Origin of the sequence: Bacteroides sp. 3_1_13, from assembly GCF_001185845.1 — a bacterium.
Classification (GTDB): Bacteria; Bacteroidota; Bacteroidia; order Bacteroidales; family Bacteroidaceae; genus Bacteroides; species Bacteroides xylanisolvens.
This window is the reverse complement of the sequence record NZ_KQ236957.1, coordinates 131,912-151,504: the sequence shown is the minus strand read 5'-3', so window position 1 is coordinate 151,504 and position 19,593 is coordinate 131,912. Positions and strand designations below refer to the sequence as shown.

The 19,593-nt window shown below is 42.9% G+C and carries 11 protein-coding genes and 1 pseudogene; 5 read left to right on the top strand and 7 right to left on the bottom strand.

Annotated elements, in window-relative coordinates; translation table 11 throughout:
* Positions 1–338 precede the first annotated feature (338 nt).
* From HMPREF9009_RS22970 to HMPREF9009_RS22945, 6 genes are all read right to left on the bottom strand, one after another.
* Positions 339–1,178, bottom strand: coding sequence for a FecR family protein (locus HMPREF9009_RS22970; RefSeq protein ID WP_049703490.1), 840 nt, complete (start codon positions 1,176–1,178; stop codon positions 339–341).
* Positions 1,179–1,186: 8 nt separating this feature from the next.
* A complete protein-coding gene (locus tag HMPREF9009_RS22965; RefSeq protein ID WP_008651842.1) occupies positions 1,187–1,777 on the bottom strand; it encodes an RNA polymerase sigma factor in 591 nt (196 codons plus the stop codon).
* Between the two features lie 77 nt (positions 1,778–1,854).
* Positions 1,855–3,429, bottom strand: coding sequence for a peptide chain release factor 3 (locus HMPREF9009_RS22960; RefSeq protein WP_008651843.1), 1,575 nt, complete (start codon positions 3,427–3,429; stop codon positions 1,855–1,857).
* 83 nt (positions 3,430–3,512) lie between these two features.
* The gene (gene rfbD, locus HMPREF9009_RS22955; protein WP_049703489.1) at positions 3,513–4,379 is read right to left on the bottom strand and encodes a dTDP-4-dehydrorhamnose reductase; all 867 of its coding nucleotides are present in this window, start codon (positions 4,377–4,379) and stop codon (positions 3,513–3,515) included.
* Entirely contained in the window at positions 4,380–4,925 is a 546-nt protein-coding gene (locus tag HMPREF9009_RS22950) for a DUF4924 family protein (protein ID WP_004314187.1), read from the bottom strand.
* Between the two features lie 11 nt (positions 4,926–4,936).
* Positions 4,937–5,590, bottom strand: a complete 654-nt coding sequence (locus HMPREF9009_RS22945; RefSeq protein WP_004314184.1) for a LysE family translocator — start codon at positions 5,588–5,590, stop codon at positions 4,937–4,939.
* Positions 5,591–5,848: 258 nt separating this feature from the next.
* Here HMPREF9009_RS22945 and purL point away from each other — a divergent pair, with 258 nt between their 5' ends.
* The 4 genes and pseudogenes from purL to HMPREF9009_RS22925 all read left to right on the top strand — a co-directional run bounded on the left by purL (position 5,849) and on the right by HMPREF9009_RS22925 (position 15,043).
* Positions 5,849–9,553 carry a phosphoribosylformylglycinamidine synthase gene (gene purL, locus HMPREF9009_RS22940; protein ID WP_049703488.1) on the top strand — a complete coding sequence of 1,235 codons (3,705 nt, stop codon included), beginning with the start codon at positions 5,849–5,851 and terminating at the stop codon, positions 9,551–9,553.
* Positions 9,554–9,821: 268 nt separating this feature from the next.
* Positions 9,822–13,837: pseudogene (locus tag HMPREF9009_RS22935) on the top strand (two-component regulator propeller domain-containing protein).
* Positions 13,834–14,376, top strand: coding sequence for a chromate transporter (locus HMPREF9009_RS22930; RefSeq protein WP_004327029.1), 543 nt, complete (start codon positions 13,834–13,836; stop codon positions 14,374–14,376). Before HMPREF9009_RS22935 ends, HMPREF9009_RS22930 begins: the two are co-directional and overlap by 4 nt.
* A gap of 118 nt (positions 14,377–14,494) precedes the next feature.
* The gene (locus HMPREF9009_RS22925) at positions 14,495–15,043 is read left to right on the top strand and encodes a chromate transporter (RefSeq protein WP_022200064.1); all 549 of its coding nucleotides are present in this window, start codon (positions 14,495–14,497) and stop codon (positions 15,041–15,043) included.
* Positions 15,044–15,153: 110 nt separating this feature from the next.
* Here HMPREF9009_RS22925 and HMPREF9009_RS22920 read toward each other — a convergent pair whose 3' ends face one another.
* Entirely contained in the window at positions 15,154–16,740 is a 1,587-nt protein-coding gene (locus tag HMPREF9009_RS22920) for a glycoside hydrolase family 10-like protein (RefSeq protein WP_198154763.1), read from the bottom strand.
* Between the two features lie 16 nt (positions 16,741–16,756).
* On the opposite strand from HMPREF9009_RS22920, the gene uvrA reads away from it, so the two are divergent.
* Positions 16,757–19,528 (top strand): excinuclease ABC subunit UvrA, encoded by a 2,772-nt coding sequence (uvrA, locus tag HMPREF9009_RS22915; RefSeq protein ID WP_049703486.1) that lies wholly within the window; start codon positions 16,757–16,759, stop codon positions 19,526–19,528.
* The last annotated feature ends 65 nt before the right edge of the window (positions 19,529–19,593 follow it).

Sequence of the window (19,593 nt, the reverse complement as noted above, 5' to 3'; positions counted from 1 at the left end):
GCTTTGAGCCCTAGTTTGCATTTCTTTTAAAACATTGTTTGTTTTGGGTTAAATTTAAATTTTATAAAAAGCATCTATTGTTTGTTTTGAGTTTAGTTTGTAATTCTCTATAAAACATCTATTGTTTGTTCTGAATCCCGGCCTTATTTCTGCCGGATAATTTCTAATTTCTTCTACAACATTTAATCTTCTAATCAATTCTACCGTTTTCTTCAAATATCATTAAATAGCTCTTATATTAGAAAGAGAAGCATCCGTTGTTTTTTTACCAAGAAAAAATGAAGAAAATTTGAAGAAAAACAAAAAAGCCTCTTCTGACTATTCAGAAGAGGCTTTTTTTATTTTAAAATAATTTCTTTCCCTCGAATTTGATAACTGATTCCACACGATCCAAAGACTTTTTCCAGTGTGGCGTTCAGGTCTTTCGTTAAGACCGTCCCGTTATAGGTCAGCCCCTCGCATTTCTCATGTCCGACGACTGTTACCTCAAATATATGCTCAATATCTGCCACTACATTTATCAGCGGGTCATCTTCATATCCCAACACTTCAGGGAACTCCGATTCTTCCGCCTTTTTTTCTACTGGCACAATCTTGGTTTCATCGCAACGCACACTTTCACCGGCAAGCAATGTACGCTTACCTACGGCAGTCTCAACTTTCACGCTTCCTTCCTCACAGTTTACGAACATCTTCTTTCCCTGCTGATCGACCAAGAATTTAGTACCGAGTACCGTCACGTCGCCGGCTTCAGTGCTGACGGTGAATGTCTTGCCTTTGGTTACATTGAAAGAGGCTTTGCCCAACAATTGCAACTTACGCTCCCAAAGCCATGTGATATGATTGTAAGTCAGACGTGAGTTTTCCATCACCTGCACACTACTGCCATCGGGCAATTCATAATTCATTGCAGTGTTATCCGTCACCACCTTTTCCTCTGCCAGGAAGTAACTGCCTACTCCCAAAAGAAGAACGACCGCAGCTGCCACTCCCCAAGAGAAGGAGAAGCTTTTTCCGACACTTTGTTTTCTTTTCCGGCTTAAGGTAATCTTATGGCTTTCTTCGCGCTGCAACTTTAATTTATCGCCTATTTCTTTCTTACGGGAAAATATTTCGCCCACTAGAGGAAGCTTACCTTCCTCCAGGTATTGTTCTAAAGATTCTGTCCACTTTTCCATATCTCACCTCAATTAAAAATCCACAAATTAGCTGCCACCAGTAACAAGAAAGATTTGCTCATGCGCTCCCGTAGACTGGATATAGCCATATGAGTAGTATTATAAACTGTACGCGAAGTGAGTCCCATCACCTGGGCTATTTCTTCCGGACTCATTTTCTTATAGTACTTAAGATACAATACCTCCCGCTGTTGCTTTGTCAAATTGTTCAGCTCTTTCTGCAAAACTTCCAGCTGTTCTTTTTCCAACTCTGAATGGATAATAGCAGTTTCAATATCGATCTCCAGATCAAACTGATATTCGTTTGTGCCTACTTCATCCAGTGATTTGAATGATCCACTATTCTCTTTTTTCAGCTCGTTCACTATCATGTGTCTCAACGAAACACATAAGTAAGCGGGTATGGATTGAGGGGCCGCGCAAGTTTCTCTTTTCTCAAAGATGTAAACAAACAACGACTGTATCGCCTCGGTTACCAAAGTCTCATCACCGGCTATCTTCATGCCATATCCATACAGTAAATCTGCATATTGCTCATAAAGCTGCCGGAATGCCTCTTCATCCCCTTGCTGAATTTTATCCCAGGATAGTGTCTTCATTTCTCTTCACTCATTTATATGAGATATGTTTTTCCTTTTTTTACCTGATTTTTTAGTTAAAATCGTACGAATATGTTCTAAAACTCACTTGTAAAGTGGAATTTGATGTGTTTAAAGTCTATTTGAGCCATCTGAAGTACATAACTGGAGTCCGCCAAAAACACATCGCGTCCTTCTCTATCCTTTGCCATGTACTGGTATTTACGTTTCTTGAAGGCTTCCAGCTCCGCCGGATCATCGCTTTCTACCCAGCAGGCCTTATAAAGGCTTACCGGTTCCCAGCGACAGGATGCATTGTATTCATTCAACAAACGATACTGAATGACCTCAAATTGCAACTGTCCTACCGTACCAATAATCTTACGGCCATTGAATTGATTGACAAACAGCTGTGCCACACCTTCATCCATCAACTGGTCAATACCTTTTGCCAATTGTTTCTGTTTCATCGGATCGGCATTCTCGATATACTTGAACATCTCCGGCGAGAAGCTCGGCAATCCGCGGAAATGAAGCAGTTCACCCTCTGTCAATGTATCGCCAATCTTAAAGGTACCATTATCCGGCAGACCGATAATATCTCCTGCATAGGCTTCGTCAATCGTCGTTTTGCGCTGTGCCATAAACTGGGTAGGCGATGAAAAACGCACTGTTTTTCCATGACGGACGTGTGTATATGGAGCATTGCGGACAAACTTACCGGAGCAAATCTTACAGAATGCCACACAAGAACGATGGTTGGGATCAATGTTGGCGGTTATCTTAAAGATGAATCCGGAAAATTTCGGTTCGTCAGGTTTCACTTCACGCTCTTCTGCCTGTACAGGACGAGGGCTGGGAGCTATCTCTACGAAACAGTTCAGCAACTCTTGCACACCGAAGTTGTTCAGCGCTGATCCAAAGAATACAGGCGCACAGTCTCCTGCCAAATAGGATTCAGAATCAAATTCCGGATAAACACCCTCAATCAGTTCCAAATCGCCACGCAGTTTGTCTGCCAACGACTTGCCAATCTGCTGATCCAGTTCTTCCGAATGAATATCGACTGCCACTTTCTCTGTTACCATCTGTTTGGATGGCTGATACAAGTCCAGTTTCTGTTCATAGATATTGTATACCCCTTTAAAACGTGCTCCCTGCTCTATCGGCCAGGACAAGGGACGAACCTGAATCATCAGTTCTTCTTCAAGTTCATCAAGCAAATCGAACGGATCTTTTCCTTCACGGTCCATTTTGTTGACGAAGATTATTACCGGAGTCTTTCTCATACGGCACACCTCCATCAGTTTACGTGTCTGCGTTTCCACACCTTTCGCACCGTCTACAACGATGATAACACTGTCTACAGCTGTCAGTGTGCGGTATGTATCTTCGGCAAAGTCCTGGTGACCGGGAGTATCGAGAATGTTAATCTTATAGTCCCGATAGTCGAATTCCATCACGGAAGTCGTTACCGAAATACCACGTTGTTTCTCGATTTCCATCCAGTCGGACGTAGCCGTCTTTTTAATCTTATTACTCTTTACTGCGCCAGCTACCTGTATCTGACCTCCGAAAAGCAATAACTTTTCCGTCAAAGATGTCTTACCAGCATCCGGATGTGCAATAATGGCGAACGTCCGCCGTCTCAAAATTTCTGTATTATCTGCCATATATTAATATGAATGAAGAATGATGAATGATGAATGATGAAAGAAGAATTGTTACGCTATCTATAAAGCCGCATCGAAATTCTTCATTCTTCATTTTTCATTCCTAATTTTATCAAGCATTGTTTGAGCCTCTCCTCCCAATGAGGAATCTCTATATCGAACGTTGTTTTTATTTTTGTTTTATCAAGCACGGAATATGCCGGGCGGTTTGCTTTCGCGGGATATTCGGCTGTATGCAAAGGTTTCACTTTGCAGGTGGTTATTCCTGCCAGACGATGAATAGCTACCGTGAAATCATACCAGGAACAAACTCCCTCATTACTGAAATGGTAGATACCGCGAACGATACCTTTATTAATAATAGTATAGATAGCCCGTGCCAGGTCATTGGCATACGTCGGAGTTCCGATCTGGTCGAAAACAACTCCCAGGCTGTCACGCTCTTTTCCAAGACGAAGCATCGTCTTTACGAAATTATTGCCAAAAGTAGAATAGAGCCATGCGGTACGGATAACGACTGCTTGCTCGCAGTGATTCATTACCTCCTTTTCTCCTTCCAGTTTAGTGGTGCCGTATACAGAATCCGGGCAAGGATCGCAGTCTTCTGTGTATGGAGTATGCGCAGTACCGTCAAATACATAATCAGTAGATACTTGTATCATGGCAGCACCATTGACTTGGGCCGCACTTGCCAGTTGTTTCGGTGCTTCACAATTCAATTTGTATGCTAATTCTTGATTATCTTCAGCTTTATCTACAGCTGTATAAGCAGCACAATTAACAACAAGCTCAATCTGCTTCTCTGCCATATAAGTCCACACAGCTTGCTTGTCGCAGATGTCGAGTTCCTGCACATCTGTGAAATAATACGTATGTTGCGGGTTCTCTTTCGCAAGCACCTGCATCTCATTGCCAAGCTGACCGTTGGCACCCGTTACTAAAATTCTCATTTATTCATCCAGTTTTAATTCACCTTTACGGTCTTTATCATAATAATTTGCCAACATAGAAAGGAAACTAGTGATAGCTTCCACTGCCTTCGCAGTGCCTTCGCTGATAGGCTTCTTTTGAAGACGAAGCAGAAGTACTCCATACAACGCTTCAAAACAGGTATCCAGTTCGGGTTCATCTTTCTTGCCGTTTTTATTCCGTAATTCTACGATAAACGGTAATGCCTTGAAATAAGCAGCACTGTAAAAAGGAAATTTAGGAGAAGAGGACAATGCGTTGTGCAACTCTGTCAGATTGATAATCACGTTCTTATTAATCTGCAGATGACCCTTTTCCCGTACTCCTTCCTCGCCCATCATTGTAATCAGGTTGGTATACCATTCTCGCATGGCAGGCCGCTGATCTTCCGGATAGCGGGCAATTACATTTGCCTCCATCTCTTCCGGTTCACAATGATTGGCACGGATCAAGTCTTCCTCTTGCCACATATATATAAGGTATTCGGCAATATTCTTCTCTTTCAGTTGTTGTGCTATCTGATTCATTATGTTATCTCTTAATAAAGTGACTCTCCCAACAAAGTATAAATCAATCCGGCAACAGATACCAGCATTACGATACTTCCTACAACACGATTCAGTATCCAGATACCACGTAAATTGAATTTAGTGCGCACCTTATTCACAAAATAAGTGATACCCAACCACCAAGTCAATGCTCCTATAGCAATTGCAAGATATCCCGTGATCTCTTCAAACACCAGGACTCCCGGCTGCACAAAGGCAAAGCGGGCAAAAAGTCCGATAAACAGGAAGATTATCAAGGGGTTGGATAGAGTGACGAAAAAGGCGGTAATAAAATTATGGAAATAAGAACCTTTGCTGGACGAAGCCGGACGAATGGATTGCACCGGATTGCTACGAAAGGTATATATACCAAAAAGGAGTAGCATGACACTCCCCAATAACTGCAAATAGAAAATATTCTTATTGATATAATCGAACACAAAACTCATCCCATAACCGGTGAGCAAAGCGTATGCTATATCGCTCAACGAGGCTCCCAGCCCTGTTACGAATCCGTACCAACGCCCTTTATTCAGAGTCCTCTGGATGCATAATACGCCCACCGGACCGAGGGGTGCGGACACAACAACGCCAATAATAAAGCCTTTCACTAATATATCGAATATTGTCTCTATCTGAATCATGTCGCAAATATCGCACTTTTTTGTGATATGGGGATAGTATATTAACGTTTTTTCCACACAAGAATCACTATATATAGCGATAATAAGTAAAACGTACATCAAAAATAAACATATTAAATAAGGTATAGGAATTTATTCTCTATTTTTTTCCTACCACCAACGAAATTGATTATCTTTGCGCCACAGAAAAAGAGAAGAGTTTCTCCTGCAGGAACTTCAATCGTAAAATCGTAAATCGTAAAATCGTAAATATACAACATGATTCTTTTTTTCAGAACCCCTTCCAAGAGCGTGATTGCCGTAGAGAGCAACCATCAGCTCACCCCTGACGAAAGTAATAAACTCTGCTGGCTTTTTGGCGAAGCCGTGATGGAAAGTGAAGAAAACCTGAAAGGCTGTTTCGTTGGCCCACGCCGCGAAATGATCACTCCCTGGAGTACAAACGCAGTAGAAATCACCCAAAACATGGGGCTCGAAGGCATCAGCCGCATCGAGGAGTACTTCCCTGTTAAGGACGAAAACGCAGACTACGACCCGATGCTCCAACGCATGTACAAAGGACTCGACCAAAACGTATTCACGACAAACCGTCAGCCGGAACCGATCATCTACATCGAAGATCTCGAAGTGTACAACGAAAAAGAAGGTCTGGCTCTTTCTAAAGAAGAAATGGACTATCTGAAGAAAGTAGAAAATGATCTCGGACGAAAACTGACTGACTCCGAAGTATTTGGTTTCGCACAAATCAACTCCGAACACTGCCGCCACAAAATCTTCGGCGGAACGTTCATCATCGACGGTGTAGAACAGGAGTCTTCTCTGTTCCAGATGATTAAAAAGACGACACAGGAAAATCCGAATAAAATCATCTCTGCTTATAAAGATAATGTAGCCTTTGCCGAAGGTCCGGTTGTTGAACAGTTTGCTCCGGCAGATCATTCAAAACCTGATTTCTTCCAGGTAAAGGACATCAAGAGTGTAATCTCACTGAAAGCGGAAACACATAATTTCCCTACTACTGTAGAACCGTTCAACGGTGCTTCTACCGGTACCGGAGGTGAAATCCGCGACCGTATGGGTGGTGGTAAAGGCTCATGGCCGATTGCAGGTACTGCTGTCTACATGACTTCTTATCCGCGCACCGATGAAGGACGTGAATGGGAAGAAATTCTTCCGGTACGCAAATGGTTGTACCAGACTCCGGAACAGATTCTTATCAAAGCATCCAACGGTGCTTCCGACTTCGGTAACAAGTTCGGTCAGCCGCTGATCTGCGGTTCAGTACTGACTTTCGAACATACAGAAAACAAAGAAGTTTATGGGTACGACAAAGTAATCATGCTTGCCGGCGGTGTGGGTTACGGTACACAACGTGACTGCCTGAAAGGCACACCTGAAGCAGGAAACAAAGTGGTGGTAATCGGTGGTGACAACTATCGTATCGGATTGGGTGGCGGTTCTGTATCTTCTGTAGATACCGGCCGTTACAGCAGTGGTATCGAGTTGAATGCCGTACAACGTGCTAATGCTGAAATGCAGAAACGTGCCAACAACGTAGTACGTGCTCTTTGTGAAGAAGAGGTGAATCCGGTGGTTTCTATCCACGACCACGGCTCTGCCGGACACGTAAACTGTCTATCCGAACTAGTGGAAGAATGTGGTGGTTTAATCGATATGAGCAAATTGCCTATCGGCGACAAGACTTTGTCGGCAAAAGAAATCATTGCCAACGAAAGCCAGGAACGTATGGGGCTATTGATTAAAGAAGAAGCCATCGAACATGTACGCAAGATTGCCGAACGCGAACGCGCTCCGATGTACGTAGTCGGTGAAACAACCGGCGATCATCGTTTCGCCTTCCAACAGGCTGACGGTGTACGTCCGTTTGACCTTGCTGTAGAGCAAATGTTCGGTTCTTCTCCCAAGACATATATGGTAGACAAAACCGTGGAACGTCATTACGAAATGCCGAAATACGAATTGTCTAAATTACATGAATATCTGACGAATGTATTGCAGCTTGAAGCTGTTGCCTGCAAAGACTGGTTGACAAATAAGGTAGACCGCTCGGTAACAGGTAAAGTGGCACGCCAGCAATGTCAGGGCGAACTTCAGTTGCCGTTGAGTGACTGCGGTGTCGTTGCACTTGACTACCGTGGCGAAAAAGGAATCGCGACTTCTATCGGACATGCTCCGCAAGCAGCATTGGCTGATCCGGCTGCCGGTTCTATCCTTTCCGTATCTGAAGCACTGACCAATCTTGTTTGGGCTCCGATGGCGGAAGGTATGGACAGTATTTCTCTATCTGCCAACTGGATGTGGCCTTGCCGTTCTCAAGAAGGTGAAGATGCCCGTCTGTACACGGCTGTAAAAGCATTGAGCGACTTCTGCTGCGCACTGCAAATCAATGTGCCTACCGGAAAAGACTCTTTGTCAATGACACAAAAGTATCCGAACGGTGAGAAAGTGATTTCTCCGGGAACTGTGATTGTTTCTGCCGGCGGTGAAGTTTCCGACGTGAAGAAAGTGGTATCTCCGGTATTGGTTAACAATGAAAAGACTACACTTTATCATATTGACTTCAGCTTCGACGAACTGAAATTAGGTGGTTCGGCTTTCGCACAATCTTTGGGTAAAGTGGGTGACGAAGTACCTTGCGTACAGGATGCCGAATATTTCCGTGACGCTTTCCTTGCCGTACAGGAACTTGTAAACAAAGGATTGATCCTTGCAGGACACGATATATCTGCCGGTGGTTTAATCACTACATTGCTCGAAATGTGCTTCTCTAATGTAGAAGGCGGTTTGGAAATCAGCCTCGACAAGATGAAGGAAGAAGATATCGTTAAGATTCTGTTCGCGGAAAACCCGGGTATCGTTATCCAGATCAGCGACAAGCACAAGGATGAAGTGAAGAAGATTCTGGAAGATGCAGGCGTAGGCTATATGAAGTTGGGTAAACCGACTGACGAACGCCACATTTTGGTATCTAAAGACGGTGCTACTTACCAATTCGGTATCGATTATATGCGTGATGTCTGGTATTCTTCTTCTTACCTGCTCGACCGCAAACAATCTATGAACGGTTGCGCAAAAGCACGTTTCGAAAACTATAAGATGCAACCTGTTGAATTCGCTTTCATGCCGGAATTCAAAGGTAAGCTTTCTCAATACGGTATCACTCCGGATCGTCGTACCCCAAGCGGTATCCGTGCAGCTATCATCCGCGAGAAGGGTACAAACGGTGAGCGCGAAATGGCTTACTCACTCTATTTGGCAGGTTTCGACGTAAAAGACGTTACAATGACCGACCTCATCAGCGGACGCGAAACACTGGAAGACATAAACATGATTGTTTACTGCGGTGGTTTCTCTAACTCTGACGTACTGGGCTCTGCTAAAGGATGGGCAGGCGCATTCTTGTTCAATCCGAAAGCTAAGGAAGCATTGGATAAATACTATGCACGCGAAGATACATTGTCATTAGGTGTCTGCAACGGTTGCCAGCTGATGATGGAACTCGGTCTTATCAACCCGGAACTGAAGAAGAAAGGCAAGATGTTGCATAACAATTCGCACAAGTTCGAATCACGCTTCCTCGGCCTTACTATCCCGACCAACCGCAGTGTGATGTTCGGCTCTTTGAGCGGAAGCAAACTGGGTATCTGGGTAGCTCACGGAGAAGGAAAATTCTCTTTGCCGTATGACGAAGACAAATACAATGTAGTAGCGAAGTATAGCTATGATGAATATCCGGGCAACCCGAACGGTTCCGATTATTCTATCGCAGCATTGGCTAGTGCAGACGGACGCCATCTGGCTATCATGCCTCACTTGGAACGTTCTATCTTCCCATGGCAAAACGGTTGTTATCCGGCAGACCGCAAGAACAGCGATCAAGTTACTCCATGGATAGAAGCATTTGTCAACGCTCGCAAATGGGTGGAAGCAAAAATGAAATAAATCATTTCCATATTTTACAGAGGCTGGTACTTTAAATAGTGCCAGCCTCTTATTTTACGGAACTTTCCATTCTACCGGAAGACTTCTGATAGATACCAAAATACCGAAAACAAACAGTATATACAAATAGTTATAAAATAGTCTATTTTCTTCATTTTTGGAGCGCTGTTATCTTTCATCAAAATTTTGTAATATCAAAAAATCTTCTTAATTTTGTCAAACTTTCCCCCTCATAAAAGATTCAATAACCCTTAAAAGTCCTATTTGTATGAAAAAATGGCTTTTTCTAATCTTATTGTTTCCTCTAATTTGTGTCGCGCAGACGTATCGATATCTCGGAGTGGAGGATGGGTTAAGTAACCGGCGGGTTTACTGCATTCAAAAAGATAAAACCGGATACATGTGGTTCCTCACGCACGAAGGTATTGATCGATACAATGGAAAAGAGTTTAAACGATATAAGTTAATGGATGGTGACGCAGAAGTGAACTCTCTGTTAAATCTAAACTGGCTTTATATTGATCAGGAAGGAGTCTTATGGGAAATCGGGAAAAAAGGAAAAGTATTCCGGTATGACCAGATTCACGACTGCTTCAGTCTTGTATATAAATTACCGATGGAAAGTTTCAGCGAACAGCCGGACCCGGTCACTTATGCCTGGCTCGACCAGAACAAACACATCTGGCTATGCAATAAAGATACTATCTTTCTCTATAATACGGACACCAAACAAGTCACCCATATAAAGAATGATATAAGTGAAGAAATCACTGATATTGAACAAATAGACGAATCGCATTTCTTCATCGGTACGGAAATGGGGATTCATTATGCCCAATTAGAAAACAACGCATTGAAACTTATCAATTGCGATAAGTTGGAGAGCGTGAAAGCCCAAGTAAGCGATTTACACTTCGACAAAAAGATTCGGAAACTATTCATCGGCACTTTCTTGCGGGGAATTATGGTTTATGATATGAATACCAAATCCGTCATACGACCGGATTATAACCTGAAAGATATCAGTATCACACGGTTCAAGCCGCTAAATGACAAAGAGTTATTAATAGCTACCGATGGCGGAGGAGTACACAAAATAAATATGGATACTTATCAAATAGTACCCGAAATTGTGGCTGATTATAACAGTAATTGTGGCATGAACGGTAACAGTATCAATGACATTTTTGTGGATGATGAAGAACGGATATGGCTGGCTAATTATCCCATCGGAATCACGATACAAAACAACCGTTATACGAGCTACAAATGGATTAAGCACTCCATCGGTAACAAACAGTCTTTAATCAACGATCAAGTAAATGCCATTATTGAAGACAGAGAGGGAGATTTATGGTTTGCAACGAACAATGGCATCAGTTTTTTTAATTCAAAGACCGGACAATGGCGATCGGTGCTTAGTGCTTTTGAAGAGTCGCAAGGTAATAAAAGCCATATCTTTCTTACTATATGCGAAGTGGCTCCCGGAATTATCTGGGCAGGCGGGTACTCTTCCGGTGCTTACCAGATAGATAAGAAAACGTTCAGTGTCAGCTATTTCATGCCGCCTTTGTACATTCATACAAACAAGCGACCGGATAAATATATACGTGATATTCGTACAGATATGCAGGGTTATATCTGGTCGGGAGGATTCTACAACCTCAAGCGTATTAATCTGAAGACGCAGGAAGTACGGTTTTATGATGGATTAAATTCCATTACCGCCATCGTTGAGAAAGATGAAAAAAGTATGTGGATCGGTAGTGCCACCGGCCTATGTCTTTTAGATAAAGAATCCGGAAAATTCGAGCGCATAAAACTTCCGGTAGAGTCGAACTATATCTATTCCCTGTACCAAGCAAAAAACGGTTCATTGTATATAGGTACCAGCGGGTCGGGACTATTGATTTACGATATTAATAAAAAACTGTTCACTCATTACCACACGGAAAACTGTGCTTTGATATCCAATAATATCTATACCATATTATCGGATGCGGACAAAGATATAATCATGAGTACAGAAAGCGGATTGACAAGTTTTTATCCCAATGAGAAAAAATTCTATAACTGGACCAAAGATATGGGATTGATGACCACCCATTTCAATGCGCTATCAGGTACGTTACGGAAAAACAATAAATTCATTTTAGGCAGTTCTGACGGAGCAGTGGAATTTGACAAGGATATGAAATTGCCCAGAAGTTATTCTTCTAAAATGATTTTCAGCGATTTCAAGCTTTTTTATCAAACAATCTATCCGGGTGATGAGGATTCTCCGTTGAAAGCAAGCATCAATGATACAAAGGTACTAAAGTTAAAATACAATCAAAACAGATTCTCTTTGCAGGTTTCTTCCATCAACTATGACTATCCTTCCAATATTCTTTACTCTTGGAGGCTAGAAGGTTTCTATGATAAATGGAGCAAACCCGGAACAGAGAACACGATTCGTTACACCAATCTTGCCCCGGGCAAATATACGCTAAGGGTACGTGCCATCTCCAATGAAGACAAACGCATCATGCTTGAAGAAAGAAGTATGGATATTATCATAGCCCAACCTTTCTGGCTGACATTCTGGGCCATGCTGGTTTATACAGCTATCCTTTGTCTCATTGCCATCGTCCTATTGCGTATACTGATTTTGAGGAAGCAACGCAAAGTCTCCGATGAGAAAATACACTTCTTTATCAATACGGCACATGATATCCGTACCCCATTGACGCTTATCAAAGCACCTTTGGAAGAACTACGCGAGAAAGAGGAGTTGAGTAAAGAAGGTATTTCGAACATGAATACGGCATTACGAAACGTAAATGCCCTATTACGTCTTACCACCAATCTTATCAACTTTGAAAGAGCGGACGTATATTCTTCCGAATTATATATTTCAGAGCATGAGCTAAACACGTTTATGAATGAAATATTCAACGCGTTCCAGCAGTACGCCAACATCAAACATATCAACTTCACTTATGAAAGTAATTTCAGGTATATGAACGTATGGTTTGATAAAGAAAAGATGGAATCTATCTTTAAGAACATCATTTCGAACGCACTGAAATATACTCCGGAAAATGGAAATGTACAGGTTTTCGTTTCAGAAACATCTGACTCATGGAGCGTGGAAGTCAGAGACACAGGAATCGGCATCCCGGCCAATGAACAAAAGAAATTGTTCAAACTTCATTTCCGTGGCAGCAATGCTATTAATTCCAAAGTAACAGGAAGTGGTATCGGACTGATGCTTGTATGGAAGCTAGTCCGCCTGCATAAAGGAAAGATTAATCTGTCAAGCATCGAAAACCAGGGATCGGTTATCAAAATAACATTCCCTAAAGACAGCAAGCGCTTCCGGAAAGCACATCTGGCAACTCCGAGCAAACAGCGTATAGAAAATACGATTGATAACGTTCCGCCTCCATCACCTGAAATTTACGAAAATGCACAAAAGAAAGAGAACATTAATCATCGTCGCATCTTGATTGTGGAAGATAATGATGAGTTGCGCAACTATCTGTCGCAAACGTTATCCGAGGAGTATTTCGTACAGGTTTGCTCCAATGGAAAAGAAGCATTGACGATTATTCCCGAGTACAAACCAGAGCTGGTTATTTCAGACATTATGATGCCTGAAATGCGGGGGGATGAATTATGCCAAGCTATCAAGAATAATATCGAAACCTCCCACATTCCTGTTATCCTGCTGACTGCTTTGAATAATGAGAAAGATATTCTCTCGGGACTTCAGATTGGTGCGGATGAATACGTTGTGAAGCCATTCAATATTGGTATATTGAAAGCTAATGTTGCCAATCTGCTGGCTAACCGTGCACTATTGCGCAGCAAATTCGCAAATTTAGATCTGAATGATGAGGAAAATGATGAAGACTGCATCAACTGTTCGCAAGACATTGACTGGAAATTCATTGCAAACGTCAAAAAGAACGTGGAAGATAACATTGACAATCCGGCTCTCACAGTAGATGTATTATGCAGCCTGATGGGAATGAGCCGCACGAGTTTCTATAATAAATTAAGAGCATTGACCGATCAGGCACCGGGAGATTATATTATATCCGGTTGATTCGTCTGAAACGTGCCGTACAACTATTAAAAGAAGACACACATACCATAACAGAAATTGCAGAAATGACAGGATTCAGTGATGCCAAGTACTTCCGCGAAGTATTTAAGAAGCATTATAATGTAAGTCCCAGTCAATATGGCAAAGAGAAAAAAGCAGTTAGTAAGGAAGGAGGAGAAAAGAAAGAATGAACATTTATCTCGAAGCATTTGGAATCTTTTTTAAAATAGGCGCCTTTACCATTGGAGGAGGGTATGCAATGGTGCCACTGATTGAAAATGAAATTGTCACCAAACGGAAATGGATTGCGCAGGAAGATTTTATCGATCTGCTGGCTATCTCCCAATCCGCACCGGGAATTTTGGCAGTCAATATTTCTATCTTCATAGGATATAAGCTGCGTGGAATCCGGGGAAGTATTATCACGGCATTGGGAACAATCTTGCCATCTTTCATTATTATATTGGCTATCGCCCTGTTCTTTCATAGTTTCAAAGACAATCCGATCGTGGAACGCATCTTTAAGGGAATCCGCCCGGCAGTGGTAGCACTCATTGCCGCACCGACTTTTACTATGGGGCGATCGGCCAAAATCAACCGCTATAATCTGTGGATTCCGGTTGTTTCGGCATTATTAATCTGGCTGTTGGGCTTCTCCCCTATCTGGATTATTATTGCGGCCGGTGTAGGAGGTTTCCTATGGGGGAAATTTAGAAAAGTTGAGAGTTGAGAATGGAGAGTTGAGAAGGCACGGATTAACGCTGTTGTTTTACAGATTCATAATTCTAAAAGCCGTGAAATCCGTGGAATCCGTGCCTAAAATTATTATATAATAAATTATTAATCACATGATTTACCTACAGTTATTCTATACATTTTTCAAGATCGGGCTCTTTGGCTTCGGTGGCGGTTATGCCATGCTTTCCATGATTCAGGGCGAGGTCGTGACTCGCTACGGATGGGTAAGTTCACAGGAGTTTACTGATATTGTCGCAATCAGCCAAATGACACCAGGACCTATTGGTATTAATGCAGCTACTTATGTAGGGTTTACTTCTACGGGTAGCGTTTGGGGTTCCGTCATTGCGACATTCGCTGTGGTCCTTCCCTCTTTTATTTTGATGCTGACCATCAGTAAGTTCTTCCTGAAATACCAGAAACACCCTGTAGTAGAATCTATTTTCAATGGATTACGCCCGGCAGTAGTCGGATTACTCGCTTCCGCCGCATTGGTACTAATGAATGTAGAAAACTTCGGTTCGCCTACTGAAGATACTTACTCATTCGTTATCAGTATCATTATCTTCCTGATTGCTTTCATCGGAACGAGAAAATATAAAGCCAATCCGATATTAATGATTATCGCTTGCGGCATTGCGGGGTTGCTGCTCTATTAATAGCAAGCGGCTGAACAGTAAACAAAAAAACAGTAAACAAAAAACGGTGAATAAACTGCGTTATCATTCTGCAGAGTGTTCACCGTTTTATCGTTGTTTATTCTATACCTTTACAGTTTTAACTTCTTACTTACGGATTTCGATTCATTATGTAAACGATCTAAAGCTGTCACTACATAACGGCATTTTGTTTTTCCTGTTTCATAAGGAAGTCTATAGAATGGATTGCGCGTGATAGCTACAATATGAGAAGGATCGTCCAAATTCACCTTTTCTTTACTGTCAAAACGATAGACTACATATTGAACTGCCTTATCCATCTCTGTATCAGCTTTCGGAGCTGTCCAAAAAAGGATATAGCCATCTTCCGTCCATACCTTTTTCATTTTACGTACCTTGCCCGGAGCTTTATCATCCATAAAATCAAAGACTGGAATCAAAGCAGGATATTTATGATATTCACTGATTAAAGCATCACGATATCTACCCTGATTCTCAACAACAGCTGCTGCATACCATTGACAGCTTCCTCCGATTGTTTGGTAAGCACGTTGCAAAGCCATCTTACGGGGAAGCTGATTGATAGAAGGATTCTGCGGATCGGCAAACTGAACAGTCTTTGGCACTGACTGGCCGATAAATAACGGCCGGTTTTCCGAATGAGTAGCCCACCATTTCACCAATGTCTCATAGTCGGCAGCCTTGTGACCAATCTCCCAATAAATTTGCGGAATATTATAATCAATCCATCCTTCACGTGCCCAAAGAAGCACATCGGCATAAAGATCATCATAGTTCTGCAAACCATTGGTGTTACTTCCCAACGGATCGCTTTTCTGATTACGATAAATACCGAACGGACTAATACCGAACTTCACCCATGGCTTGATGCCACGAATCGTTTCATGAAGCTTCTTTATCAACACATTCACATTACTACGACGCCAATCTGCCTTATTGGTGAAACCTCCACCGTAACGGGCGAAACTTGCATCATCCGGAAAATCCAACCCATTAACCGGATAAGGATAGAAATAATCATCCATGTGAATAGCATCTACATCATAACGAGACACAATATCGGTCACAATTTTGCAGATATGTTCACGGCTTTCGGGAAGTGCCGGATCGAAATATAGCTGATCGCCATAAGTAACAAACCATTCCGGATGCTGGTGATAAATATGTTCCGGCGCCAACTTGTTCTTTAATGAAGTCTTCACACGGTAAGGATTGATCCAGGCATGAAACTCCATATTCCGTTTCTGACATTCTTCAATCATAAACTGCATCGGGTCCCACATAGGAGAAGGCGTCTGCCCTTGCGTTCCTGTCAGGAAACGGCTCCACGGTTCATATTGGGAAGCGTATAATGCATCCGCTTCAGGGCGCACCTGAAAAATGATCGCATTAATTCCAGCTTCCTGAAGAGAATTCAACTGGCTAATCAATATTTGCTTCAGTCGCTCTGTGGGAATGCCACGAAACTGGCCGTTGACAGCCTGTATCCATGCTCCACGGAATTCACGTTTAGGATATTTATTGCCTGATGGCACCTGTGCCCTCACTCCTACCACCAGAAGAAGAGCTAAAAGTAAAAGATAGTTTTTCAGCTTCATAATATTCTTAAATCGTAATAATGTGACGCAAAGATAATACAAACTCCCGATAAATTCGCTAACTTTGCCGACTACCATAAAAAAGGAGTATTTTATGTCAGAAAACAACTATATTTCGATCAAAGGCGCACGAGTCAACAACCTAAAAAACATCGATGTAGATATTCCCCGCAACAAACTTGTTGTTATCACCGGATTGTCGGGTTCGGGAAAATCATCACTTGCTTTTGATACCCTTTATGCAGAGGGACAACGCCGCTACGTAGAAAGCTTAAGCAGCTACGCGCGTCAGTTCCTGGGGAGAATGAGCAAACCGGAGTGTGACTTTATCAAAGGAATTCCTCCCGCCATTGCCATCGAACAAAAAGTGAACAGCCGTAATCCCCGTTCCACCGTGGGCACCTCGACTGAAATTTACGAATATCTACGCCTGTTATATTCACGGGTGGGAAAAACGTATAGTCCCATCAGCGGGCAGGAAGTGAAGAAGCACTCCACAGAGGACATCGTCAACTGTATGCTTTCCTATCCGGAAGGCACAAGATATACGGTACTGACGCCTATCCGCCTGCGTGAAGACCGCACATTACAACAGCAACTGGAGATAGACCTGAAACAAGGATTCAACCGTATCGAAGTGAACGGTGAAATGAAACGAATCGATGAATATACGCCTGTGGCAGGTGATGAAGTCTATCTGCTGGTCGACCGTATGGCGGTTGCCACCAGCAAAGACGCCATCAGCCGACTGACAGATTCTGCCGAAACAGCCATGTATGAAGGCGACGGAACCTGTATGCTGCGTTTTTTTCTATCGGATGGAACTACGAAACTTCATACTTTCAGCACTAAATTCGAAGCGGACGGCATCATCTTTGAAGAACCGAACGACCAGATGTTTTCATTCAACTCGCCTATCGGCGCTTGTCCGGCGTGCGAAGGATTCGGCAAAGTAATCGGCATTGACGAGCACTTAGTCGTTCCGGATCGTTCATTATCGGTATATGAAGGAGCTATCGTATGCTGGCGTGGCGAAAAGATGGGTGAATGGAAAGAAGAATTAATTCATAATGCGGAGAAATTCGACTTCCCCATTTTCACTCCTTATTATGAGTTGACAGACGCGCAACGCAGGTTACTTTGGGAAGGCAACCAATATTTCCACGGCATCAATGATTTTTTCAAGATGCTGGAAGAAAATCAATATAAGATACAATACCGGGTGATGCTGGCGCGTTACCGGGGAAAGACGCTTTGCCCGAAATGCCACGGCACCCGCCTGAAACCGGAAGCCGGATATGTACGGGTGGGCGGAAAGAATATTTCCGAACTGGTGGATTTGCCCATCACAGAACTGAAGCAATTCTTCGACCATCTGGAACTGGATGAGCACGACAGCAATGTGTCCCGACGTATTCTGATTGAAATAAATAGCCGGATTCGCTTTTTAATCGATGTAGGTTTGGGCTATCTGACGTTGAACCGACTTAGTAATTCCTTATCGGGTGGAGAAAGCCAGCGTATCAATCTGGCAACCTCGCTGGGAAGTAGCCTTGTGGGCAGTCTTTATATTCTCGACGAGCCAAGCATCGGACTGCATAGCCGTGATACAGACCGCCTGCTCCATGTGTTGCGTCAACTGCAACAATTAGGAAATACGGTAGTAGTGGTAGAGCACGATGAAGAGATTATCCGTGCAGCGGATTACATTATCGACATAGGTCCCAATGCCGGACGTCTGGGTGGAGAAGTTGTTTACCAGGGAGATATGAAGGATTTAAAGAAGGGAAGCAACAGCTATACGGTACGTTATCTTTTAGGAGAAGATGAAATACCTGTTCCGGAGCATCGCCGCCCGTGGAATAATTATATAGAATTGAAAGGCGCACGTGAGAATAATCTGAAAGGAGTAAACGTACGTATCCCTCTCAATGTAATGACAGTTGTTACGGGTGTTTCCGGTTCCGGGAAGAGTACATTGGTGAGAGATATTTTCTTCCGGGCATTGAAACGTGAATTAGACGAATGTAGCGACCGACCGGGAGAATTCTCTTCAATCGGAGGAAGTTTGCGTGACCTGCGGAATGTAGAATTTGTAGACCAGAACCCGATTGGCAAATCATCGCGCTCAAATCCGGTGACTTACATCAAGGCTTACGACGAAATCCGTAAACTATGGTCCGAACAACCTTTGGCGAAGCAAATGGGATATACCCCCGGATTCTTCAGTTTCAATAGCGAAGGCGGACGTTGCGAAGAGTGTAAAGGAGAAGGAACCATTACTGTAGAAATGCAATTTATGGCAGACTTGGTATTGGAGTGTGAATCTTGTCATGGAAAACGCTTCAAATCCGACACGCTGGAAGTGAAATTCAACGATAAAAGTATCTACGATGTATTGGAGATGACCGTCAACCAAGCGATTGAGTTCTTCAACGAACATGGACAGAAGAAAATTGTGAAGAAGTTGCTTCCTTTGCAGGATGTAGGACTGGGATATATCAAATTAGGACAGGCTTCTTCTACCCTTTCCGGTGGTGAAAACCAACGTGTCAAACTCGCATTTTATTTAAGTCAGGAGAAAGCTGACCCAACGATGTTTATCTTTGACGAACCGACTACAGGATTACACTTTCATGATATCCGCAAACTGCTGGATGCTTTCGACGCATTGATTCGCCGGGGACACAGCATCGTTATCATCGAGCATAACATGGACGTCATCAAATGTGCCGATTATGTAATCGATCTCGGACCGGAAGGTGGAGATAAAGGCGGAAATATCGTAGCAGTGGGTACCCCGGAAGAAGTTGCTGCCTGCGGAGCAAGCTATACAGGGCAGTTTCTGAAAGAAAAACTAGGATAAGCAATCGTCAAAACTATAATAATACATTTATGTAATTAAGCCCTTGCAGAAGTTCTATATCTGCA